Source organism: Halorubrum halodurans (assembly GCF_002252985.1).
Taxonomy (GTDB): domain Archaea; phylum Halobacteriota; class Halobacteria; order Halobacteriales; family Haloferacaceae; genus Halorubrum; species Halorubrum halodurans.
On record NZ_NHPJ01000143.1, the window covers coordinates 1 to 22,715 of the forward strand.

Here is a 22,715-nt window from a genome sequence, read left to right on the forward strand (position 1 = left end):
GGCGGCGACCGCCGAGGCGACCGTCGCGTCCGTTCGGGCGACCGCCTCGTGGGCGGCGCGGGTGTACGCCAGCCGCCCGACCCCCTCGCCGACGCTCCCGGCGGCCGCCACCCCCGGCGCGAGGAGATCGACCCCGGTCGCGGCCGTCGCCGCCTCGCAGGCCGCGAACGCGTCCGTCTCCCCCGCGAGCTCGATCCAGTACACGCCCGGTGTTCCGCGACCGCGTCGCATGAGGATGACGGATCCGGGCCGCAACGCCCGTCACTCGGAGCTTCCGCGTCTCGACTACCGACCTTTTTAAAACCCTGACTGTCGTACGTTCGGAGGAATGGCCGACCCGAAGGACACGATCACGATAGAGAACGTCGTCGCCTCTACCGGGATCGGACAGGAGCTCGACCTCCAGAGCGTCGCGATGGATCTCGAGGGTGCCGACTACGACCCCGAGCAGTTCCCCGGACTCGTCTATCGGACCGCGGAGCCGAAGTCCGCGGCGCTCATCTTCCGCTCCGGAAAGATCGTCTGTACCGGCGCGAACTCGACCGAGGCGGTCCACCAGAGCCTCGACATCGTCTTCGAGAAGCTCCGCGAACTCCGGATCCCGATCGAGGACGACCCCGAGATCACGGTCCAGAACATCGTCACCTCCGCCGACCTCGGCGAGAGCCTCAACCTCAACGCCATCGCGATCGGGCTCGGGCTGGAGCACATCGAGTACGAGCCGGAGCAGTTCCCCGGACTCGTCTACCGGATCGACGACCCCGACGTCGTCGCCCTGCTCTTCGGCAGCGGGAAGCTCGTCGTCACCGGCGGCACCGACCCGGCCGACGCGGCCGCCGCCGTCGACGTGATCGTCGAGGAGCTGTCGGGGCTCGGTCTCCTCGAGTGAGTCCCGCCGCCGGATCCCGTCGCCCCTTTTAGGCTCCGCCGCCTACGACACGTATGCCCGCTCAGACGGTGACGCCGCTGTCGGTGCTCGTGACGACCGTCGTCTTCGCGCTGTTCCTCTCCGTCACCGCCCACGTGGCCGCCCGGAACGTCCTCGGCGACGTCGACCCGCGGCGCGCGCTGTACGTCGGCCCGCTTCCCGCCGCCGTCAGCGTGGTCGGCGGCGGCTTCGCCGTCCCGGCGGCCGTGACCGTGACGGTCGCGTTCGCGCTCGACGCCCTCATGTTCAAGTGGAGCTACGACCAGCCGCCGCGGGTCGTCGCGGTCATGACCGTCATCCACGCCGCCGTCACGATCCTCGTCGGGGTCGTGCTCGGCGGGATCGCGCTGCTGCTCTCGACGCGTCCGACGTGACTCTGAGGCTCCCGGAGCGACCGCGGTCGTTCACGGCTTCGGCGGCGATCCCTCGTAGGCGTCGTGGTCGCCGTAGAAGTTCAACATCGCGAACTTCAGTTTCTCGGGGTCGACGTCGAGCAGTTCCTCGCGCTCCTCCGGGGGGAACGCGCCGCGCACGGAGTACTTCCCCATGTCGGCGGTGGTGTACCGCCGGTCGGCGAGGATCCGGACGCCGAAGTCGTCGGGGCCGCGAACCACCCGGCCGATCGCCTGCCGCGTCTTCCGAACGGTCGGGATCTCGACGGCGTACGCCCAGCCGGGGTCGCGGGCACGGTCACGGTCGCCGAACGCCCGCTCGTAGGCGTCCTGGACCGCCTCCATCCGGTCCGAGAGGTGCGGATACGGAACGCCCACCACCACGACCGTCCGGGCGTCGTCGCCGTCGAAGCTCACTCCCTCGGCGAGCGTCCCCCACAGGGAGGTGAAAAGTGTCGCGTCGTCGCTCGCGACGAACCGCCGCCGCAGCGCCTCCTCGTCCTCGCCGGGGCCGTCCAGGTACAGCGATCCGAGGTCCGCGCCCGCGAGCCCGCCGTCGCCGCCGAGCCGCTCGTGGTAGCGTTCGGCCTCGCCGTACGACGGGAAGAAGACGAGCGTGTTGCCCGGCGTGAACCGGATCGCGTCGCGGAGCAGCCCCCCGACCGCCTCCTGTGTCTCCGGATCGCCCCGCTCGGAGGCGAAGAGCGGCGGCGTGTCCACGGCGTACGTCCGCCGGTTCTCGGCCGGGTACCCCATCCCGTACGCGAGGGTGGCGACGTCCTCCAGCCCGAGCACGTCCTCGGTCACGTCGAAGGGGCGGAGCGTCGCGCTCATCAGCACCGAGGCGGCCACCTCGTCGAACAGCGCCGAGGTGACCGACCGCGGGATGCAGGTGTACAGCTCGGCGCGGCCGTACACCTCGTCCGTGCCGCCGTCGCGGCGCACGGAGACGACCGGGTACTGGCCGAGCGCGGTCCCCTCCTCCATCCACGTCGAAACGAACCGCGCGGCCTGGAGGGTGCGACACTCCGCCCGGCTCGTCGCCTCGCCCTCGCGGTAGGCCCGCTCGTACTCCTCGTCGATCGCCTTTCCCAGCTGGACGGCCAGCTCGAGCTCGGCGTCGATCCCCCGGCCCTCGTACCGCTCGAGGAAGGCGAGCGTGAGGTCGTCGCGGCGGTCGTCGTTGGCGATCGACACGTCCTCCCAGCTCTCGCCGACGGACTCCCGCGCGCCGAACCCGAGCGCGTCGTCGTACGCGTCGACGAGGGCGTCGCGGAACGTCGAGAGCACGTTCTCCGCGGGCTCCGCGCGGGAGTCGTCGCTGTCGTCGAGCTCCTCGAGGGCGGCGTCGAGGGTGTTCTCGGTGAGCGACCGGGAGGCGTGCTCGCGGGCGGCGTCCTCGACGTTGTGCGCCTCGTCGAACACCGTGATCACCTCCGAGGGGTCGCGGTCGATCCACCGGAAGAACTGCTCGCGGATGTTCGCGTCGAGCAGGTGGTGGTAGTTACAGACGACCAGGTCGACGCCCTCCATCCCCTCCTTCAACAGCTCGTAGCCGCACAGGTCGCGCTCCTCGGCGTAGTCGTAGACGTCCTCCGGGGTCCGTACGTCCTCGAAGAGCCACTCGAAGAAGCCGTCGGTGTTCCGGGTCAGGTTGTTGTGGTAGCGCTCACAGACGGTGGTCGACTCGAACTCGTCGAGTTCCGCCTCGAGGTCGTCGAGCTCCTCCATGACGGCCTCGCGGGCCTCCGCCGCGCCCGCGTCGCCCTCGCGGCTCTCGGCGAGCAGCTCGCGCTGACGCGTCTCGAGCTCGCGTTTCTCCGCCTCCGTCTCCGCCAGCGACCGGGTCGTGTCCCGGAGGGTCTGACACTCCTGGTAGTCGACGCCGATGTGACACATCGAGGACTTCCCCTTGAAGACGACCGCCCGGATCGGCTCGGTCCGCGTGATCGCCCGCGCGTCCTCGACGAACTGGCGCATCTGCTGGTGGACGTTCGTCGTGATGACGACCGTCCGGTCGTTCTCCCGCGCGTGCTCGAGCGCGGGAACGAGCGCGGAGAGGGTCTTGCCCGTCCCCGGCGCGCCCTCGAACAGCACGTCCTGCCCCCGAGAGAGCGCGTTGGCGACCCGGTCCATCGCCTCGCGCTGGTTCGGGTACGGCTCCTCGTACGGGAAGAACCGCAGGTGCGGCGACTCTGACACGAGTCGGGCTTCGTCGCCATCGGGCAAAAGGGGCGGGGTACCTCGGCGGAAGCGGTCCCGGCTCGGCGCTCCCCGGTTCCCTCGGCGGCTCGGTCCGCCTCCCGTTGAAATACGTTTCGGTGCCGTGCGCCTCGTTCGCCATCTCCCGGCATACATTACCGGTTGCCCGGCGACGACTCGACCGCCATGGCAACCGAATCCGCGACGACGACGACCGAGGTATCGACCGAGACCGGGAACTGGAAGGCGGGCGTCGCCGCCGGACTCGTCGGCAGCGCCGCGTTCGGGCTCGTGATGACGTTCGTCATCCCCGCCCCGCTTCTGGAGGTCGTGATCCCCTCGATGTACGGGCTCGCGCCGCCGGCTGCCCCCGGCCTCGGCTGGATCGTCCACCTGTCCCACGGCGCGGTGATCGGCGTCGGGTTCGCCGCGCTCGTCGGGGCGAGGCCGACCCTCGCCGCCACCGTCGAGAACGCGGTCGGCCTCGGCGCGGCCTACGGCCTCCTCGTCTGGGCCGTCCTCGCCGTGATCGTCATGCCGATCTGGCTCTCGGCCGTCGGCTCCCCCGCGAACCCGCCACTGCCCAACGTCAGCGTGCTGAGCGCGGTCGGCCACCTGCTGTACGGGGTCGTTCTCGGGGTCGTCTACGCCGCGATCCCGAACTGAGTCGGGCCGGGGGACCGATCCGGTCGGCCCCGTTCGCGTTCGGCGCGGTCGGGCCCCGACCCGGCGCGGTTTCCCTCCCCGTCCCCGTCCGCTCCGCCACCCACGCTATTTAAGCGCGCGGCGAGCACCCGTACGGACGAATGTTCGACGAGATCCTCGAGAAGTTCGAGGGGTCACCAAGCCAGCAGGCCGTCATCCGGCTGTTCTTGGAGCGCGGCTTCTCGGTCAACGAGGAGGGACGGGTCGTCTCCGGGGGGATCGAGATCCCGTACACGGGGATCGCCCGCGAGCTCGACGTCGACCGGCGCGTGGTCGACTCGACGACCGACGCGATCCTCGCGGACCCCGAGCTGAAGCGCATCTTCACCAACATCTCGTCGATCCCGAGCCTAATGGATCTGGCTCCCGTCCTCGATCTGACCGTCCTCACGATCGAGGTCGCCGCCGCCGACGAGGCGGGGATCGTCGCCGAAGTCACCGGGATCCTGGCGGACCACGACGTCCCCATCCGCCAGGTGTTGAGCGACGATCCCGAGTTCACGGACGACCCCAAGCTGTACGTGATCACGGACGCGGAGCTCCCCGGCGAGCTGCTCGTCGAGATCCGCGAGCTGGGGTACGTCCGCCGAATCGGGTTCTGAGGCACGCTCGCCGGGTCGGGTTCAGAGCCACGTCCGCCGGATCGGGTTCCAGCACGCGTCCGGAACGCCACGACCTTCGGCCGATCCGTTTCACTTTCACTTGGGTGTTAACCAGGGTTTATATCCGAAGCCGCACAAGCCGGGTGTACATGCCTGAAGACGAACTCGAGGACCTCCCAGGAGTCGGCCCGGCGACCGCGGACAAACTCGTCGAGAACGGATTCGAGAGCTACCAGTCGATCGCGGTCGCGAGCCCCGGCGAGATGTCGAACACCGCCGACATCGGCGAGTCGTCCGCCTCCGACATCATCAACGCCGCCCGCGACGCGGCCGACGTCGGCGGCTTCGAGACGGGCGCGACGGTCCTCGAACGCCGCCAGGAGATCGGCAAGCTCTCCTGGCAGATCGAGGAGGTCGACGACCTCCTCGGCGGCGGCATCGAGACCCAGTCCATCACCGAGGTGTACGGCGAGTTCGGCTCCGGGAAGTCGCAGGTCACCCACCAGATGGCCGTCAACGTCCAGCTCTCGCCGGAGAACGGCGGGCTCGACGGCGGCTGTATCTTCGTCGACTCCGAGGACACGTTCCGCCCCGAGCGGATCGACGACATGGTTCGCGGGCTCGACGACGAGATCCTCGCCGACGAGATGGAGCGACGCGAGATCGAGGGGTCCCCCGACGACGAGGAGGCCATGGAGACGCTGGTCGACGCCTTCCTCGATCAGATCCACGTCGCGAAGGCGTTCAACTCCAACCATCAGATCCTGCTGGCCGAGAAGGCCAAGGAGCTCGCGGGCGAACACGAGGAGAGCGAGTGGCCCATCCGGATCGTCTGCGTGGACTCGCTCACCGCCCACTTCCGCGCCGAGTACGTCGGCCGCGGCGAGCTGGCCGAGCGCCAACAGAAGCTCAACAAACACCTCCACGACCTGATGCGGATCGGCGACCTGTTCAACACCGCCATCCTCGTGACCAACCAGGTCGCGTCGAATCCCGACTCCTACTTCGGGGATCCCACGCAGGCGATCGGCGGGAACATCCTCGGTCACGCCTCGACGTTCCGGATCTACCTCCGCAAGTCCAAGGGAAACAAGCGGATCGTCCGGCTCGTCGACGCCCCGAACCTCGCCGACGGCGAGGCCGTGATGCGCGTCCAGGGCGAGGGGCTCAAACCGGAGTAACCGCGGCGACGACGCCGGGGTGACGGTACCCCTCGCCGCGCCGCGCGGCCGACCCGACGTTCGGTGTACGAACGTCAATTTCTCCGAGAACCTCGCCCGTCGGGCGTGAAACGTTTGTTTTCGGCCGATCTCGCGAGGCGGCAGGATCCTCGGCCGGCAATATTCGCACGGGGGCGTCGCGCCCGCCGCCACGGCGGACGATCGCCGTCGTTCTCGAGGGAAACGACGAAAGAGTTACACTACGTTCGGTCGGTTTCGTCGCAACGATTGCCGAGCGATCCGGGAGAATACGTCCTTATACACCATAGTGTCGTCCTTATATTTGACGCGGGTCGTATTGTTAGAGATATTTCTTGTGAAACTCAACTCAAACGTTTATGTATTCCTGATGATCGACCGGGAAACGTGATTCAACGCATGAACGCGGACGAAACGAACGGTCTGGTAGACGTACGTTCAATAGAGGTGCGTTCGACGTGACGCCGGGCGTCCTCGCCAGCATCGATCCGAGCGTGCTCGCGGAGGGAGTGAACCTGATGTGGGTCGCGGTGGTGTGTTTCCTCATCTTCTTCATGCACGCCGGCTTCGCGATGCTCGAGGCGGGCCAGGTGCGTGCGAAGAACGTCGCGAACCAGCTCACGAAGAACCTGCTCACCTGGAGCGTCGGCGTGCTCGTCTACTTCCTCGTCGGCTTCGGGATCGAGGGCGTCGCCGGCGGCGGCGGCTTCTCGTCGGCCGCGGCCCTCGGCGACGGCAGCTGGGTCGACAGCTGGCTGTTCGGTGCCGTCTTCGCGATGACGGCCGCCACCATCGTCTCCGGCGCGGTCGCCGGCCGCGCGAAGCTCCGCGCGTACGTGGCGTACACGATCGCCATCTCGGCGGTCATCTACCCGGTCGTCGCGGGGATCACCTGGGGCGGCGGCTTCCTCGGCGGCGCCGGCCTCGGATTTACCGACTTCGCCGGCGGGATGATCGTCCACGGGGTCGGCGGCATCGCCGGGCTCACCGCGGCGTACGTACTCGGCCCGCGCATGGACCGCTACGCCGAGGACGGCTCCACGAACGTCATCCCCGGCCATTCGATGACGTTCGCCGTGCTCGGCACCCTGGTCCTGGCGTTCGGCTGGTACGGCTTCAACGTCGGCACGACCGCCACCGTGTTCTCGGTCACCGACGCGGGCGAGCTCGCGCTCGGCGGCTACGCGTCGGTCGGCCGCGTCTCGCTGGCGACGACGCTCGGCATGGCGGCGGGCGGCGCCGGGGCGGCGGTCGCCTCGCTGTACGCCACGAAGAAGGTCGACACCCTGTACGTCGCGAACGGCCTGCTCGCGGGACTCGTCGGCGTCACGGGCATCGCGAACCTCGTCACGTGGTGGGGGGCGATCCTGGTCGCGCTCGTCTGCGGCCTCCAGCTCCCGCTCGTCTTCGAGTTCGCCTCCGACCGGCTGCAGATCGACGACGTCTGTGCGGTCTTCCCCGTCCACGGCTCCGCGGGCGTCATCGGGGTGCTCGCGCTGCCGTTCGTCCACGTGAACGGCTTCTCCTCGAGCCTGCTCGTCTCGCAGGTGATCGGCGTCGCCGTCATCACGGTGTGGACGGTCGCCGCGACCGCCGCGGTCTTCGGCGCGTTCAAGGCGGTCGGCCAGGCGCGCGTCACGCCGGAACACGAGCGTGACGGCCTCGACGTCAGCGAACACGGGGTCGAGACGTACCCCGAGTTCGGCAAGCCAACCGTCAGCACCGACGGCGGGACGGTCGCCGCCGCGTCCGCGACCGACGGCTCCCCGCGGACCGACGGCGGCGCGGAGGGAGGCACGGAGATCAAGATGGTCACCGCGATCGTCCGCCCGGACAAGCTCGGCGCGATAAAGCAGGCGCTCGCCGAGATCAAGGCCCCGTCGCTCACCGTGACGAACGTCTCCGGCCGCGGCAGCCAGCCCGCGAAGACGGGCCAGTGGCGCGGCGAGGAGTTCACCGTCGACCTCCACCAGAAGGTGAAAGTCGACGTCGTCGTCGCCGACATCCCGGCCGACGAGGTCGCGGAGGCGATCCGCGGGGCCGCGGAGACCGGGGAGCCGGGCGACGGCAAGGTGTTCGTCCTGCCGGTCGAGGACGCCCTTCAGGTCCGGACCGGCGCGACGGGTCCCGAGGCGGTGTAGCGGGCGGGACCGGACCCCGTCGGGGGACGACGCGTCGCGCGGGATCGACACACGACCGACCAACCCTTTTGTCTCCGCCGCCGCCACGTACCGCATGGTCTCGGACACGCGGCTGTACGGCGCGGCGATCGCGTTCGCCTCCGGCGGCTACTCGCTCGCGAGCGCCGCCGGCGCGACGCGCATGACGGCGACCGCGTGGCTCATGCTCGCGCTCGGCGCGGTGGTCGTCGTCCACGGTGGCCTGCTGCTCGCGCCGAGCGTCCCCCTCGACGACGCGACGAGCGGCGGGCTCATGCTCGCGTACGCCGCCGTCATGCTCGCCACCCAGGCGGCGCTGGGAACGGGGATGATGGGCGGGACGGGCGGTATGGGCGGGACGGGCGGCATGAACGGCATGGGCGCCGGCGCGATGGCCGGGAGCGGGACGGGCGGCGCGACGATGACCGCCGCGATGCCGTGGGACCTCGGGATGGCCGTGCTCGCGCTGCTCATGCTCGTCAGCGGCGCGATCATGCTCCGGACCGACGACGGGATGTAGGCGCGGTTCCCGGTCGAACGCCGCGGCCGCTCCGGGGCGAACGGAGGCGACCTCGGCCGACTCGGTAACACCTTTCCACGGGGCGGTCGAAGCGTCGGGCATGAACCACGAGCGCTCCCGCGGGCTGTACGACCGCGCGCTGTCGGTCATGCCGGGCGGCGTCAACTCCTCGGTCCGGGCGACGATGCCGCACCCGTTCTTCGTCGAGCGCGGCGACGGCGGCCACGTGATCGACGCCGACGGCAACCGGTACGTCGACTGGGTGATGGGGTACGGCCCCCTGCTGTACGGCCACGACCTGCCCGATCCGGTCGAGGCGGCGATCCAGTCGCACGTCGCCGCCGGACCGATGTACGGCGCGCCGACGGAGGTCGAGGTCGAGCACGCGGAGTTCGTGGCGCGACACGTCCCGAGCGTCGAGTCGATCCGGTTCGTCAACTCGGGGACGGAGGCGACGGTGTCGGCGGTGCGGCTGGCGCGCGGCCACACCGGCCGCGACAAGATCGTCGTGATGCAGGGCGGCTACCACGGCGCACAGGAGTCGACGCTCGTCGAGGGCGGCCCCGAGAACCCCCGTCCCTCGACGGCCGGGATCCCGGAGTCGTTCGCCGAGCACACCCTCCCGATCCCGTTCAACGACCCGGCGGCGGCGAAGGAGGTGTTCGCCGAGCACGGCGACGAGATCGCCGCCGTCCTCGTGGAGCCGATCCTGGCCAACATGGGGATCGTGATGCCGGTCGACGGCTACCACGAGACGCTGCGGGACCTCTGTGACGACCACGGCTCGCTCCTGATCTTCGATGAGGTGATCACGGGGTTCCGGGTCGGCGGCCTCGGCTGCGCGCAGTCGACGTTCGGCGTCACCCCCGACGTGACGACGTTCGGGAAGATCATCGGCGGCGGGTTCCCGGTCGGCGCGATCGGCGGGCGGGCGGACGTGGTCGAGGGGTTCACTCCCGCCGGCGACGTCTTCCAGTCCGGGACGTTCTCGGGACATCCCGTCACGATGGCCGCGGGGAAGGCGACGCTGGAGTACGCCGCCGAGAACGACGTGTACGAGCACGTGAACCGGCTCGGCCGGAAGCTCCGCGAGGGGATCGCGGAGATCTGCGCCGAGCGCGCCCCCGAGTACACCGTCGTCGGCACCGACTCGATGTTCAAGACGGTGTTCACCCGCGAGGCGCCCGACGACCCCGACGCCTGCTGTGCGGGCGGCTGTCTCCAGGACCCCGATTGTGACCGCTACGACGCCTGCCCGAAGACGGGCGCGGACGTGGCGAACGCCGCCACCGACCGCTGGGAGCGGGTGTTCTGGCAGGAGATGACGGACCGCGGCGTCTTCCTCACCGCCAACCAGTTCGAGTGCCAGTTCACCTCCTACGCGCACACCGAGGAGGACGTCGAGACGACGCTCGAGGCGTACCGCGAGGCGATCTGAGAACGCCGCCTGCGGTGGCGCGCGCCGTGAGCGGCCCGTCGGGCCGCGAACGCACCGCGCGAGTCCTCGCGACTGGGGCTTTGACGCCACTCGTCCTCGAGTCGCAGCCGCTCGCGTGTGGACCTTCGTGGAGTTCGCGCCCGTCGGAAGTGCGGAATCTTTTTATGCGGAAGCGGAATTACGTCCTACTGATGACCGCGGAGGCTCGTCGCGACCCCGCCCTCTTCCGACGGCGACGAGCCCCGCGACCGCGACGAGCAGTCCGACCGCCGCGACCGGCCTCCGGCGCGGCGCGACGACCGGCCCCCTGAGGCCGCAGAATTCACTCGTCGCGTTCGCGCCGTTTCGTCCCGGAGAGTCGTCGCTGTACCGTTCGTCAGCGTCGGCTCCGAGGTTTTGTTACGATATTAAAACCGACGAATTTAAGGGCGTGAGGGGTTTCTACTCCGGTAATGGCAAGCGTTGCACTCGCGTTCAGTGGCGGACTCGACACCACGGTCTGCGTCCCGATCCTGAAAGAGGAGTACGGCTACGACGAGGTCATCGGCGTCAACGTCGACGTCGGCCAGCCGACCGACGAGTTCGACGAGGCGGAGGAGACCGCGGAGGCGCTCGGGCTCGACCTCCACGTCGTCGACGCGAAGGCGGAGTTCGCCGACCTCTGTTTCGACGCGGTGAAGGCGAACGCCACCTATCAGGGCTACCCGCTCGGGACCGCGCTGGCGCGTCCCGTCATCGCCGAGTCGATCCTCGAGGTCGCCGAGGAGCAGGGCTGTGACGCCATCGCCCACGGCTGTACGGGCAAGGGCAACGACCAGCTCCGCTTCGAGGCCGTCTGGCGCGGCTCCGACCTCGAGGTGATCGCGCCGGTCCGCGAGCTCGGGCTCACCCGCGAGTGGGAGATCGAGTACGCCGCGGAGAAGGACCTGCCCGTCGAGGCGGGCGACGGCGGCGTCTGGTCCATCGACGAGAACATCTGGTCGCGCGCGGTCGAGGGCGGGAAACTCGAGAACCCGAACTACGAGCCGCCGGAGGACATCTACGAGTGGACCGCCGAGCCCGAGGGCGAGACGACCATCGAGGTGACCTTCGAGGAGGGCGTCCCCGTCGCCGTCGACGGCGAGGAGATGGACCCTGTCGCGCTGATCCAGTACCTCAACGAGTACGCGGGCGAGTTCGGCATCGGCCGCACCGACGTGATGGAGGACCGCATGCTCGGGCTGAAGGTTCGCGAGAACTACGAGCACCCGGCCGCGACGGTGCTCCTGACGGCCCACGGGGCCCTCGAGGACCTCGTCTTGACCAAGAACGAGCGCTCGTTCAAGCAGGGGATCGAACACGAGTGGTCCGAGAAGGCGTACCAGGGCCTCGTCTTCGCGCCCGTCGTCGACGCGCTGAACGCCTTCATCGACGAGACGCAGGACGTGGTGACCGGCACGGCGACGGTCAAGGTCTCCGGCGGCAACTGCCGCGTCGTCGCCCGCGACTCCGAGTACGCGGTGTACTCCGAGGAGATGGCCTCGTTCAACACCGAGGACGTCGCCGGCATCGCCCAGGAGGACGCCACGGGCGTCGCGAAGTACCACGGGCTTCAGGAGCGCCTCGCCAACGACGTGAGCGCGGGCGTGGAGAAGCCCGAGCTCGCCACGGACGGCTCCGGCGGGACGGACGAGTAGATGACCGACGACGATCCCGGCACGACGGCGGACGACGCCGAGACCGCGGGCGATTCGGCCGAAAGCGGCACCGCCGTCCGCGGCGACCGGTTCAGCGGCGGCCCCGCCCGCGCGTTCCTGTCGAGCCTCGCGGCCGACGACGCCATCTTCGCGGCCGACCTCGCGGTCGACCGCGCGCACGTGGTCATGCTCGCGGAGCAGGGGATCGTCGACGACGCGGTCGCGGGCGAGATCCTCGCGGCGCTCGAGTCCGTGGAGGCCGCCGGGCACGGCGCGCTCCCCGACGGCGAGGACGTCCACGAGGCGATCGAGACGGCCGTCATCGACCGGGTCGGCCCCGACGGCGGCCGGATGCACACGGCGCGCTCGCGCAACGACGAGGTGGCGACGTGTATCCGCTACCGCCTCCGCGAGGACCTGCTCGCGGTCGCCGAGGCGACGCTGACGCTGCGGGAGGCGCTCCTCGAGGTCGCGGAGGCGCACGCCGAGACCGTGATGCCGGGCTACACCCATCTCCAGCCCGCCCAGCCCACGACGGTCGGCCACTACCTGCTCTCCTACGAGGGCGGGATCGCCCGCGACACGGAGCGCCTGCTCGGCGCGTACGACCGGACCAACCGCTCGCCGCTCGGCGGGGCCGCCTTCGCGGGCACGCCCTTCGACGTCGACCGCGAGCGCACCGCCGACCTGCTCGGCTTCGACGGGCTCGTCCGTAACTCCATGGACGCCGCCTCCGCCCGCGACTTCCTCGCGGAGGCCGCGACCGCCTGTGCGACGCTGTCGACGACGCTGTCGGGGCTCGCGGAGGACCTGATCCTCTTCTCGAACAAGGGCTTTCTGGAGCTGTCGGACGACTACTCCTCCACGTCGTCGATCATGCCCCAGAAGAAGAACCCCGACACGCTGGAGCTGACCCGCGGCGTCGCCGGCGACGCCATCGGCGAGGCGACGGGGACCCTCTCGCTGTTGAAGGGGCTGCCCCGCGCGTACAACCGCGACCTCCAGCGCGCGCACGCGAGCGTCTTCGCGGTCGCCGACGACGTACGGGAGGCGGCCGAGGTGGCGGCGGGGGCCGTCGCGACCGCCGACTGGGCCGAAGGGACGCTCGCGTCCGCCGCCGGCGACGGCTTCTCGACGGCGACCGGCGTCGCCGACCTGCTCGCGGCGGGCGGCATGCCCTTCCGGACGGCCCACGAGATCGTCGCGGCCGCCGCCGAGGGGATCGGCGACGCCGACGACCCGGCGACCGCGGCCGCAAAAGTTGACGAGGCCGCACGGGAGATCACGGGCGAGCCCCTCTCGGCGCACGTGAGCCGCGAGGACGTGGAGGCCGCGCTCGACCCGACCGAGAGCGTCGCAAGCCGCGACTCCGCCGGCGGGCCCGCCCCCGACGCGGTCGCCGAGGCGCTCGCGGCGAGCGGGGTCGAACTCGACGACGACGCCGAGGAGTTGGCGACGCGCCGCGACGCGCTCGCGGCCGCGACCGAGCGGCTGGAGACCGAGGTGGCGACGTATGTGTGAGTCGACCCGTGACGCGCGCTCGACGCTCCGGCGGCCGCCGCGACCGCCGCGATCGCCGCCGTCCCCGCGAGGGGACAACTGATTACTGAAATCTGTCATCGGATTTCACACGACGGCCGAAATCCCTTCTCGAACCTCTAGAGTCCACTCTACGTGTTGTAAACAAAATTATATTTTCGACGGGTTTATGTGTTCTCGCCGGCGAGTGTCTCCCACGATGACGACCGATACCGATCCGGTGCTGGCAGAGGACCCGATCACGGGCGAGGAGATCGAGCTTCCGGCCGACGTCGAGGTCGGCGAGATAATCGACAGTCCGGTCACCGGGACCGAACTGGAGGTCATCTCGCTCGACCCCGTCACGCTGGAGGAGGCGCCCGAACTCGAGGAGGACTGGGGGGAGTGATGGTCACGACAGTCACGACGACACGCGAGTGGTCGACATGCGCGTAGGCGTCCTCTACTCCCGGATCCGGCGCGACGAGAAGCTGCTGCTCGAGGAGCTCCGCGACCGCGGCCACGACGTCGAGAAGATCGATGTCCGCAACCAGCGGTTCGGCCTGGAGTCGACGACGGCGGACGTCGCCGACCTCGACGTCGTCGTCGACCGTTGTCTCTCGACGAGCCGCTCGCTGTACGCGACGAAGTTCCTCGACAGCTACGGCGTGCCCGTGGTGAACTCTCCGGAGACCGGGGACGTCTGTGCGGACAAGGCGAAGAACTCGCTCGCGCTCGCGGAGGCGGACGTGCCCACGCCCGCGACGGAGGTCGCGTTCACGAAGGAGGCCGCGATGGAGGCCATCGAGGAGTTCGGCTACCCCTGCGTGTTGAAACCCGTCGTCGGCTCGTGGGGCCGGCTGATGGCGAAGATCGACACCCGCAGCGCCGCCGAGGCCATCCTCGAGCACAAGGAGACGCTCGGCCACTACGAGCACAAGGTGTTCTACGTCCAGGAGTTCGTCGACAAGCCCGGTCGCGACATCCGGGTGGTGGCGGTCGACGGCGAGCCCGTCGCCGCGATGACGCGCTCGTCGGACCACTGGCTCACGAACGCCGCGAAGGGCGGGACGACGGAGGCGTTCGAGATCGACGACCGGGCGCTCGAACTCGTCGAGCGCGCCTCGGCGGCGGTCGGCGGCGGGATGCTCGGCGTCGACCTGATGGAGGTCGGCGGCGAGGGCTCCGGCGAGTACACCGTCCACGAGGTGAACCACACGGTCGAATTCAAGGCGCTCACCGAGGCGAGCGACGTCGACGTCCCCGCGCGGGTCGTCGATTGGCTGGAGACGAGAGCCGAGGCGTTCGCGGCCGACGGCGGCGACGCTGGCGGCGGCCCGGACGGCGACACGAACGCCGCCGACGTCGACGACGCGACCGACGCCGACGGGGTCGTCCTATGAGCGAGACGGGATCGGGCGCGGACGTCGCGGCCGAGACGGACGCGGCAGCGACCGCCGAGGCGGAGACCGCGGCCGAGACCTACACCGCGAGCGTCGTCGGCGGCACCGGCTTCACCGGCGGCGAGCTGTTGCGCCTGCTCGCCGGCCACCCGAACTTCGAGGTCGTCCAGGCCACGTCGCGGTCGGCCGACAACATGACCGTCGGTCGCTCGCACCCGAACCTGCGGGACCTCGACCTCCGGTTTTCCTCCCCCGACGACCTCGCGTCCGTCGACGTGCTCTTCTCCGCGACGCCCCACGGCGTCTCGATGGGGCGCGTCGACGAGTACTTCGAGGTCGCGGACACGGTCGTCGACCTCTCCGCGGACTTCCGGCTGCCGGAGGCGGCCATGTACGACGAGTGGTACGACGGCCACGAGTCGCCGGAGTACTTAGAGCGCGCGGAGTACGCGCTCCCGGAACTCAACCGCGCGAACCTCCCCGGCGCGGACCTCATCGCCGGCGGCGGCTGTAACGCGACGGCGACGATCCTCGGGCTGAAGCCGCTCGTCGACGCGGGCGTGCTCGAGCCCGAGAACGGCGAGGTCGTCGTCGACGTGAAGGTCGGCTCCTCGGAGGGCGGCGCGGGCGGCGGCGCGGCCTCCTCGCACCCCGAGCGATCGGGCGTCGTGCGGCCGTACGCGCCCACGGGTCACCGCCACGAGGCGGAGATCGAGGCGTACCTCGGCCTCTCCGTCTCCTTCACCGTCCACGCGGTCGACATGGTCCGCGGCGCGTCCGCGACCTGTCACGTCTTCCCCGACGAGCCCGTCTCGAAGGGGGACCTCTGGCAGGGGTATCGCAGCGCGTACGCCGACGAGCCGTTCATGCGGGTCGTCTCCGGCGGGGGCGGCGTCTACCGCTACCCCGAGCCGAAGTCGGTCGCGGGCACCAACCACGGCGAGGTCGGCTTCGAGCTCGATCCCGGCAACCGCCGCGTCGTCGTCTTCTCGGCGATCGACAACATGACCAAGGGCTCCGCCGGCCAGACGGTCCACGCGGCGAACGTCGCGCTCGGGCTGCCCGAGACCGCCGGCCTGGAGTTCGGGGGGCTTCACCCCGTGGGGTCGCCATGAGCGGCTCCGACGCGGTCGCCGACGCCGCAGGCGACGCCGCCGGTGATCCCCCCGTCGTCGTGAAGATCGGCGGCGCGAAGGCGGTCGACCCCGCCGGCGCGGTCGGCGACGTCGCCGACCTCGTCGACGACGGCCGCGCGGTCGTCGTCGTCCACGGCGGCTCGACCGTCGTCGACGAGACCATCGAGCGGCTGGGGATGGAGCCCGAGTACGTCGAGTCCGCCTCCGGCGTCACCGGCCGCTTCACCGACGCCGACGCGATGGAGGCGTTCACGATGGCGATGGCGGGCAAGCTCAACACCGAACTGACCGCGCTGTTCCGCGAGGCGGGGGTCGACGCGGTCGGCCTCTCCGGCGTCGACGGCGGGCTCCTTTCGGGGCCGCGCAAGTCGGCGGTCCGCGTCCTCGAGGACGGCAAGAAGAAGATCAAGCGCGGCGAGCACTCGGGACGGATCGAGTCGGCGAACGCCGACCTGCTCGCCGGCCTGCTCGCCGACGGCTACACCCCCGTCGTCTCGCCCCCGATGGAGGGACGAGAGAGCGACGGCGGCGTCACGCCCGTCAACGCCGACGCGGACCGCGCCGCGGCCGCGGTCGCCGGCGCGCTCGGCGCGGACCTCGTCCTGCTCACGGACGTGGCCGGCGTCTACGCCGATCCCGAGGACCCCGACACGCTCATCGAGTCGGCCGCGACGCCAGACGACCTCGTGGCGCTCGAGTCGGCGGCCGAGGGGTTCATGAGTAAGAAGGTGATGGCGGCGACGGAGGCGCTCTCCGGCGGATCCGCCCGCGTCGTCGTCGCCGACGCCAACGCCGACGACCCGGTGCTCGCGGCACTCGCAGGATCGGGGACGACGATCCGGCGATCGGCGCTCGACGACGCGGACGACGACGACACGGAGGGCGACGAGACCGAGGAGACGGAGGCGGTCGACGCATGAGCGGCTTCGTCTTCTCGGAGAAACCGATCGAGATCGCCGCCGGCGACGGGGTCCACCTCACCGACACGAACGGCAACGAGTACCTCGACTTCGGCGCGAGCTACGCGTGTACCCCGGTGGGCCACTCTCACCCCGAGGTCGTCGACGCCGCGACGAGCCAGCTGGAGGAGCTGGTGTACGTCCAGGCGTCGTACCCGCACGCGGCGCGGACGGCGCTGTACGAGCGGCTGGCCGAGGTCGCGCCCGGCGACATCGGAAACGTCTGGCTCTGTAACTCCGGGACCGAGGCCAACGAGGCCGCCCTGAAGTTCGCGCGGCACGCGACCGGCCGCGAGCAGATCGTGGCGACCACCCAGGGCTTTCACGGCCGGACGATGGGCGCGCTCGCGACCACCTGGAAGGGGAAGTACAAGCAGGGGTTCGAGCCGCTCGCCGGCGGCGTCGAGTTCGTCGAGTACGGGGACGAGGCGGCGATGCGCGAGGCCGTCGACGAGGAGACGGCGGCCGTGATCCTCGAGCCGCTCCAGGGCGAGGGCGGGATCAACCCCGCCCCGACGGCGTATCTCGAGGCGGTTCGCGAGGCGACCGAGGAGGCCGGGGCCGCGATGGTCCTCGACGAGATCCAGACCGGACTCGGCCGGACCGGTTCGATGTGGGCCGCGGAGCGGCACGGCGTCGTTCCGGACGTGCTCACGACGGCGAAGGGGCTCGCGAGCGGGCTCCCGGTCGGCGCGACGCTGTGTCGCGACTGGGTCGCCGCGGACGCGGGCGACCACGGCTCGACGTTCTCGGGCGGGCCCGTCGTCTCCGCGGCGGCCGGCGCGACCCTCGACGTCATCGAGCGCGAGGGGCTCGCCGACCACGCCGCCGACGTGGGGTCGTACCTCCGGGAGGCGATCGAGGCGCGCCTCGGCGACGATATCCGCGAGGTCCGTGGCGAGGGGCTGATGGTCGGCATCGAGGTGAAACGCGGCTCGAACCGGCTGCTCCGCGACCTCGCGATCGACCACGGGATCCTCGCGCTGCCGGCGGGCCGCACCGTGTTGCGGCTGCTCCCGCCGCTGACGGTCGAGCGCGAGCACGCGGACCGCGTGGTCGACGCCCTCGAGGAGGTGATCGCGTGACCGCCGCGCCCGACGCGACCGGGAACGCGGGGGAGACTCCCGACCGCGGCAGCGACGACGCCGACCGCGGCAGCGACGACGCCGGCACCGACGTCGTCGCCGGCGGCGGCTACCCCGAGGCCTGCGACACGCCGGCCCGGAAGCTGCTGTACGACCTCGTCTCGATCCCCTCACCGTCCGGCGAGGAAGGGGCGGCGACCGAGCGGCTCGTCGACTTCTTCGAGGCCAACGGCCGCGAGGCGTGGATCGACGAGGTCGGGAACGTCCGCGCGCCCGCGGACGACGCGGTCCTCCTGACCTCGCACGTCGACACCGTCCCCGGCGACATCCCCGTCGAGGTGCGGCCGGCCCCGGAGGACGTGGACGACCTCGGCGCGAGCGACGTCACGGTCGGCGAGCCCGGCGAGCCCGTGTTGTGGGGTCGCGGCGCGGTCGACGCGACCGGCCCCCTGGTCTCGATGGCGGTCGCCGCCGTCGAGACCGGCGTCTCCTTCGCGGGCGTCGTCGGCGAGGAGACGACCTCCCGTGGCGCGCGCCACCTCGTCGCCGACCGCGACGCGCCGGACGCCGTGGTGAACGGCGAGCCGTCCGGCTGGGACGGCGTCACGCTCGGCTACCGTGGCTTCCTCGCCGGGACCTACGTCAACACCAGCGAGTCGGGCCACTCCTCGCGGCCGGAGCCGAACGCCATCCAGCACGCGATCGACTGGTGGCACGGCGTCGAGGAGGCGTTCACGCCGGCGGACCCGGAGACGCCCGTCTTCGAGCAGGTGACGACGAAGCCCGTCTCGATGGACGGCGGGCTGACCGACGACGGGCTCGCCGTCGAGGCCGCGATGGACGTCCAGCTCCGGGTGCCGCCCGCGCGGACGGTCGACGAGGTCCACGAGCTGGCGGAAGCGGAGCTTTCGACCGGGTCGGTCCACTGGAAGGAGCCGATCCCGCCGGTGATGGAGAGCCCGCGGACCGACCTCGCGCGGGCGTTCCGCGTCGCGATCCGCGGGGCCGGCGGCGACGTGCGCCTGCTCAGGAAGACCGGCACGAGCGACATGAACCTCTTCGCGGCCGAGTGGGACTGCCCGATGGTCACCTACGGTCCGGGGAACTCGGAGCTGGACCACGCGCCCGACGAGCGGCTTCCCCTCTCCGAACTGGACCGGGCGACGACCGTCCTCGCCGACGTCTGTCGCGACCGACGATAGGCGTCGCGGCCGCGCGCCGCGGCGCTCCCTTCTCGACGACGCCGTTCCGGTCCATCACCACACGCGATCGAACGTTCGATCCACCCGACCCACCTGAACCGCCCGCACCACCCGACCCACCTGAACCGCCCGCACCACCCGACCTACCTGAACCGCCCGCACCACCCGACTCACCCGAACCATCTGGAACCACCCGAACTCACACCATCCGAACCCCACACCAATGCCACTCGCTACCGACGACTTCCTCGACATCGACGACGTGACGCCGGCCGAACTGGACGCCCTGCTCGATCGCGCGGCCGCGATGAAGGCCGGCGAGACCGATCCCCGACTTCCCGACACGACGCTCGGGATGATCTTCGAGAAGCCCTCGACGCGGACGCGGATCTCCTTCGAGACGGGGATGACGCGGCTCGGCGGCCACGCCATGTTCCTCGGTCCCGACGACCTCCAGCTCGGCCACGGCGAGCCGCTGCGCGACACCGCACGGGTGCTCGGCCGGTACGTCGACGCCGTGATGGCGCGGCTGTTCGACCACGGCGACGTCGAGACGCTCGCCGCACACGCCGACTGCCCCGTGATCAACGGGCTCACCGACGAGGCCCACCCCTGCCAGACGCTCGCGGATCTGCTCACGATCCGGGAGTCGGTCGGCGAGGACGCCACCGTCGCGTGGGTCGGCGACGGCAACAACGTCGGGCAGTCGTTCGTCGTCGGCGCGGCGATGGCCGGGCTCGACGTGCGGGTGGCGACGCCCGCCGAGTACGGGATGGACCCCGCCGTCCTCGAGCGCGCGGCCGCCTTCGGCGCGGACGTGGAGCCGACGGCGGACCCCGAGGCGGTCCTCGACGGGGCCGACGTCGTCTACACCGACGTGTGGGTCTCGATGGGACAGGAGGACGAGCGCGACGAGAAGGTCGCCGCCTTCGACGGGTTCCAGGTGAACGCCGACCTCCTCGCCGGGACGGACGCGAAGGTGATGCACTGTCTGCCCGCCCACCGCGGCGAGGAGATCACGGACGACGTGCTCGAGTCCGACCGCGCGCTCGCGTGGGAGCAGGCCGAGAACCGGATGCACGCGCAGAACGCGCTGCTCGTCGAGCTGCTCGAGGACGAGGTCGAACCCGGATCGTAACCGACCCGGTCGACCTCACCGGCTCCAACTACGCTGACCGCCCGCTTCGGCGCGCGCGACCCGCGAGGACGACCGACGGGAGTCAGAGCGGCACGCGTGCGCGAGGGAGCACCCGACCGCGCCGTCGCGGTTCCGGCGGCGCGGCCGGTGCGAGGCTGGGGAGGCGAGAGGCGACCGCCACCGGCCGTCGCTCGGCGGGGACGACCGGAGGCACTCGGGGGCGATCGGGGCCGCTCGGAGTCGACCGCTGGCCGACCGGGAACGACCGCCGGCCTACCGGATCCGCCACCACAGCGACCGGAGTGTGTACCCGAGCGATCCGGCCCGATAGCCGTTCCAGCCGCTCATCCCGCCCGCGAGCGTCCTCGCGTCGTACCCCTCCTCCTCGAGGACGCTCGTCGCTCGCTTCGCGACGATCCCCATCTTACAGACGGTGACGACCTCCCGGTCCCGCGGGATCTCCTCCAGTCGCGACCGCAACGCCGACTCGTCGCCCGCACGCAGGTCCCCGTACACGGGCAGGTTGTGACTCCCGTCGATCGCGTCCGACTCGTACGCGTCCGCCGGCCGGATGTCGAGGACGAAGGGGGCGTCTCCGTCCGCGCCTCCGTCACCGTTTCCGTCCGTATCTCCATCCTCGTTTCCGTCCTCACTCCCGCCGCCGAGGCGATCGTCCAACTCGTCCGGACGGATCCCGTTCATCCTCGCAGCCGCTCCGCGTGCTCGGTCACGACCCGGCCGAGCCGCTCCGTCCGCCCGCGGAGGTCGTCGTCGGGGATCCGGCCGTCGTCGTCGATCTCGGAGGACGCGCCGCGGATCCCGACCTCGTGGGGGACCACCCACGCGTGGACGTTCCGGAACGTCGACCGGAGGTGTTCGAGGGTGCCGCCGTAGGAGCCGCCGCCGGCGGTGGCGAGCAGCCCCACCGCGGTGTCCTCGTACTCGTGGGAGCCGCAGAAGTCGTGGAAGTTCTTGAACGTCGAGGAGTAGGAGCCGCGGTAGACGGGGGTGCCCGCGAGCACGCCGTCGGCCTCGCGAACGCGGCGTTTCAGACGTTCGCTGTCGCCCTGCTCGTCCTCGTCGGGGTGGTACAGCGGGAGGTCGACCGCGCCCAGGTCGATCAGATCGGTCTCCGCGCCGGCGTCGGCCGCGGCGGCGAGCGCGACCCGGAGGGCGGCCTTCGTGGTGCTCGCCTCCCGGCGGCTGCCGGAGATCGCGACGATCCGTGTCATACGCCGGGTTCGGACCGAGGAACCAAAAACGCGGGCGGTTCGACGCGCGCGGTTGAAGAAAACTCGATCTCGGGTCGTTTTCGCCCGGTGTCGCGTGGTTCCGATTGAAACGGAGTGCGGAGTGACCGCTGTCCGTCCTTCCGGGTTCTGATGGTCGTCTCGGTCTCGTGACGGACCGAGTGTCCGCACGTTTTCAAAGGCCGAGCGACGAAGCCCGTTCATGGACGTCCCGCCCTCCATCGACCGATCGGATCACGTGACCGTGCGTCGTCTGCTCCGGCTCGCCCTCGCGGTGTCTCTGATAAGCCTCGTCTTCTTCTATCCGGGAGCCATCTCGTCACCGTATAGCGATACGGGACTCACCGGGTACTACAGTAATCAGATAGTCGAACGGGGAGAGAGCGTCGAATCGATCGACCACGCCGAAGTCACGGACGAGACGAACGTGTATCGATACGACGAGCTCTCCCCGGTCGCCAGGGAGGTCTTCGACGAAACGAGGTCGGCCGAGGACGACTCGTTCACGATAACGATCTGTCACGATTGGACGGTCGTCTGCGACGAATACTACGCATCCGAAGTTCCGGAAGCGTTCGAATATGGTGCCGTGGGCCACAACGTCGATGAAAACGAACTGTACACGATAATCGAAGACGACGGGGAGGCGTACCTGCTTCAGACGGGTGCTTTGGGACACGGCGACGGATGGGACCTGTCGGGTCTCCCGCTCATGGTTCTTAGCTCTCTGATGGTGTTGCTGGTTTCCGGCGCTCTTCTCCACAACACGATCAGGCCGCCGAACTCCGACGGAGACGGATTCGTCTCCCATGACACGATTTTCGGGTCGTTGATCGGCCTCTTCGCGCTCGCCGTTCCCTACCTTCACATGGGAGACGTACTCACCGTTCAGCAGTCTCGTGTGTTGATCGTTGGGGTCGTCGCCGTCGGGCTCCCGGTGTATTATTTGAGGAGTAGATAGCGAACGTTCCGTTGGTCTCAGAGTCGCCTGCGCGGAAGGGGGTTCCATCCGGCTTCGTCGAATTCCCACTCTTCGGATGTCGCTCCACCGCAACTGCTGGGCACTGAGAGCTGCTAATGGGACGGGTGTTTCGTGGGTGATCGGAGTGATAAGAATGGGATCGTTGCTGGGGCGGTGAACACTTCCAAAGCCCCAGCCGGCTCCGGTCGAGGGCCTCGCTGTGCTCCTCGCTCACTTCGTTC

General features: G+C 70.2%; 21 protein-coding genes and 1 pseudogene. 18 read left to right on the forward strand and 4 right to left on the reverse strand.

Annotation, left to right across the window (positions count from 1 at the left end; all coding sequences use genetic code 11):
- Nucleotides 1-204 (reverse strand): annotated as a pseudogene (locus DJ70_RS16455) (TIGR01177 family methyltransferase); the annotation flags it as partial.
- Nucleotides 205-328: 124 nt separating this feature from the next.
- On the opposite strand from DJ70_RS16455, the gene DJ70_RS16460 reads away from it, so the two are divergent.
- Together DJ70_RS16460 and DJ70_RS16465 are read left to right on the forward strand one after the other, a co-directional pair.
- Nucleotides 329-889, forward strand: a complete 561-nt coding sequence (locus DJ70_RS16460) for a TATA-box-binding protein (RefSeq protein ID WP_094534912.1) — start codon at nucleotides 329-331, stop codon at nucleotides 887-889.
- A gap of 53 nt (nucleotides 890-942) precedes the next feature.
- Nucleotides 943-1,302, forward strand: a complete 360-nt coding sequence (locus DJ70_RS16465) for a DUF7473 family protein (protein ID WP_094534914.1) — start codon at nucleotides 943-945, stop codon at nucleotides 1,300-1,302.
- A gap of 30 nt (nucleotides 1,303-1,332) precedes the next feature.
- Here DJ70_RS16465 and DJ70_RS16470 read toward each other — a convergent pair whose 3' ends face one another.
- Nucleotides 1,333-3,522 (reverse strand): ATP-dependent DNA helicase, encoded by a 2,190-nt coding sequence (locus tag DJ70_RS16470; RefSeq protein WP_094534916.1) that lies wholly within the window; start codon nucleotides 3,520-3,522, stop codon nucleotides 1,333-1,335.
- Between the two features lie 186 nt (nucleotides 3,523-3,708).
- Between DJ70_RS16470 and DJ70_RS16475 the strand changes: the two genes are divergently transcribed.
- The 15 genes from DJ70_RS16475 to argF all read left to right on the forward strand — a co-directional run bounded on the left by DJ70_RS16475 (nucleotide 3,709) and on the right by argF (nucleotide 20,262).
- Nucleotides 3,709-4,188, forward strand: coding sequence for a histidine kinase (locus DJ70_RS16475; RefSeq protein WP_094534918.1), 480 nt, complete (start codon nucleotides 3,709-3,711; stop codon nucleotides 4,186-4,188).
- A gap of 140 nt (nucleotides 4,189-4,328) precedes the next feature.
- Entirely contained in the window at nucleotides 4,329-4,829 is a 501-nt protein-coding gene (locus DJ70_RS16480) for an amino acid-binding protein (protein ID WP_094534920.1), read from the forward strand.
- A gap of 149 nt (nucleotides 4,830-4,978) precedes the next feature.
- Nucleotides 4,979-6,010 (forward strand): DNA repair and recombination protein RadA, encoded by a 1,032-nt coding sequence (gene radA, locus DJ70_RS16485; protein ID WP_094534922.1) that lies wholly within the window; start codon nucleotides 4,979-4,981, stop codon nucleotides 6,008-6,010.
- A 476-nt stretch (nucleotides 6,011-6,486) separates the two neighbouring features.
- Nucleotides 6,487-8,169, forward strand: coding sequence for an ammonium transporter (locus DJ70_RS16490; RefSeq protein WP_094534924.1), 1,683 nt, complete (start codon nucleotides 6,487-6,489; stop codon nucleotides 8,167-8,169).
- Between the two features lie 94 nt (nucleotides 8,170-8,263).
- Nucleotides 8,264-8,707, forward strand: a complete 444-nt coding sequence (locus tag DJ70_RS16495) for a hypothetical protein (RefSeq protein WP_094534925.1) — start codon at nucleotides 8,264-8,266, stop codon at nucleotides 8,705-8,707.
- 100 nt (nucleotides 8,708-8,807) lie between these two features.
- Nucleotides 8,808-10,145, forward strand: a complete 1,338-nt coding sequence (hemL, locus tag DJ70_RS16500; RefSeq protein ID WP_094534926.1) for a glutamate-1-semialdehyde 2,1-aminomutase — start codon at nucleotides 8,808-8,810, stop codon at nucleotides 10,143-10,145.
- 452 nt (nucleotides 10,146-10,597) lie between these two features.
- A complete protein-coding gene (locus DJ70_RS16505) occupies nucleotides 10,598-11,821 on the forward strand; it encodes an argininosuccinate synthase (RefSeq protein ID WP_094534928.1) in 1,224 nt (407 codons plus the stop codon).
- Nucleotides 11,822-13,342 carry an argininosuccinate lyase gene (gene argH, locus DJ70_RS16510; RefSeq protein WP_094534930.1) on the forward strand — a complete coding sequence of 507 codons (1,521 nt, stop codon included), beginning with the start codon at nucleotides 11,822-11,824 and terminating at the stop codon, nucleotides 13,340-13,342. It abuts the gene before it with no gap.
- Nucleotides 13,343-13,559: 217 nt separating this feature from the next.
- On the forward strand, nucleotides 13,560-13,748 hold the full coding sequence (gene lysW, locus DJ70_RS16515) for a lysine biosynthesis protein LysW (RefSeq protein ID WP_066413002.1): 189 nt from the start codon (nucleotides 13,560-13,562) through the stop codon (nucleotides 13,746-13,748).
- 37 nt (nucleotides 13,749-13,785) lie between these two features.
- Nucleotides 13,786-14,742, forward strand: a complete 957-nt coding sequence (lysX, locus tag DJ70_RS16520) for a lysine biosynthesis protein LysX (protein WP_245810888.1) — start codon at nucleotides 13,786-13,788, stop codon at nucleotides 14,740-14,742.
- Nucleotides 14,739-15,857: an N-acetyl-gamma-glutamyl-phosphate reductase gene (gene argC / locus DJ70_RS16525; RefSeq protein WP_094534932.1), complete on the forward strand. Its 1,119-nt coding sequence runs from the start codon at nucleotides 14,739-14,741 to the stop codon at nucleotides 15,855-15,857. Before lysX ends, argC begins: the two co-directional genes overlap by 4 nt.
- Nucleotides 15,854-16,798 (forward strand): acetylglutamate/acetylaminoadipate kinase, encoded by a 945-nt coding sequence (locus DJ70_RS16530; protein ID WP_094534934.1) that lies wholly within the window; start codon nucleotides 15,854-15,856, stop codon nucleotides 16,796-16,798. Before argC ends, DJ70_RS16530 begins: the two co-directional genes overlap by 4 nt.
- Nucleotides 16,795-17,922 (forward strand): aspartate aminotransferase family protein, encoded by a 1,128-nt coding sequence (locus DJ70_RS16535; RefSeq protein WP_094534936.1) that lies wholly within the window; start codon nucleotides 16,795-16,797, stop codon nucleotides 17,920-17,922. Before DJ70_RS16530 ends, DJ70_RS16535 begins: the two co-directional genes overlap by 4 nt.
- Nucleotides 17,919-19,124, forward strand: a complete 1,206-nt coding sequence (locus DJ70_RS16540) for a [LysW]-lysine hydrolase (protein ID WP_094534938.1) — start codon at nucleotides 17,919-17,921, stop codon at nucleotides 19,122-19,124. The genes DJ70_RS16535 and DJ70_RS16540 overlap by 4 nt, the downstream gene beginning before the upstream one ends.
- A 223-nt stretch (nucleotides 19,125-19,347) precedes the next feature.
- Entirely contained in the window at nucleotides 19,348-20,262 is a 915-nt protein-coding gene (gene argF, locus DJ70_RS16545) for an ornithine carbamoyltransferase (protein WP_094534940.1), read from the forward strand.
- A gap of 273 nt (nucleotides 20,263-20,535) precedes the next feature.
- On the opposite strand, the gene DJ70_RS16550 is transcribed toward argF, so the two are convergent.
- Together DJ70_RS16550 and DJ70_RS16555 are read right to left on the reverse strand one after the other, a co-directional pair.
- Nucleotides 20,536-20,964 (reverse strand): rhodanese-like domain-containing protein, encoded by a 429-nt coding sequence (locus DJ70_RS16550; RefSeq protein WP_094534942.1) that lies wholly within the window; start codon nucleotides 20,962-20,964, stop codon nucleotides 20,536-20,538.
- On the reverse strand, nucleotides 20,961-21,494 hold the full coding sequence (locus DJ70_RS16555) for an NADPH-dependent FMN reductase (protein ID WP_094534944.1): 534 nt from the start codon (nucleotides 21,492-21,494) through the stop codon (nucleotides 20,961-20,963). Before DJ70_RS16555 ends, DJ70_RS16550 begins: the two co-directional genes overlap by 4 nt.
- Before the next feature lie 220 nt (nucleotides 21,495-21,714).
- On the opposite strand from DJ70_RS16555, the gene DJ70_RS16560 reads away from it, so the two are divergent.
- The gene (locus DJ70_RS16560; protein ID WP_094534946.1) at nucleotides 21,715-22,473 is read left to right on the forward strand and encodes a hypothetical protein; all 759 of its coding nucleotides are present in this window, start codon (nucleotides 21,715-21,717) and stop codon (nucleotides 22,471-22,473) included.
- Nucleotides 22,474-22,715: the final 242 nt, after the last annotated feature.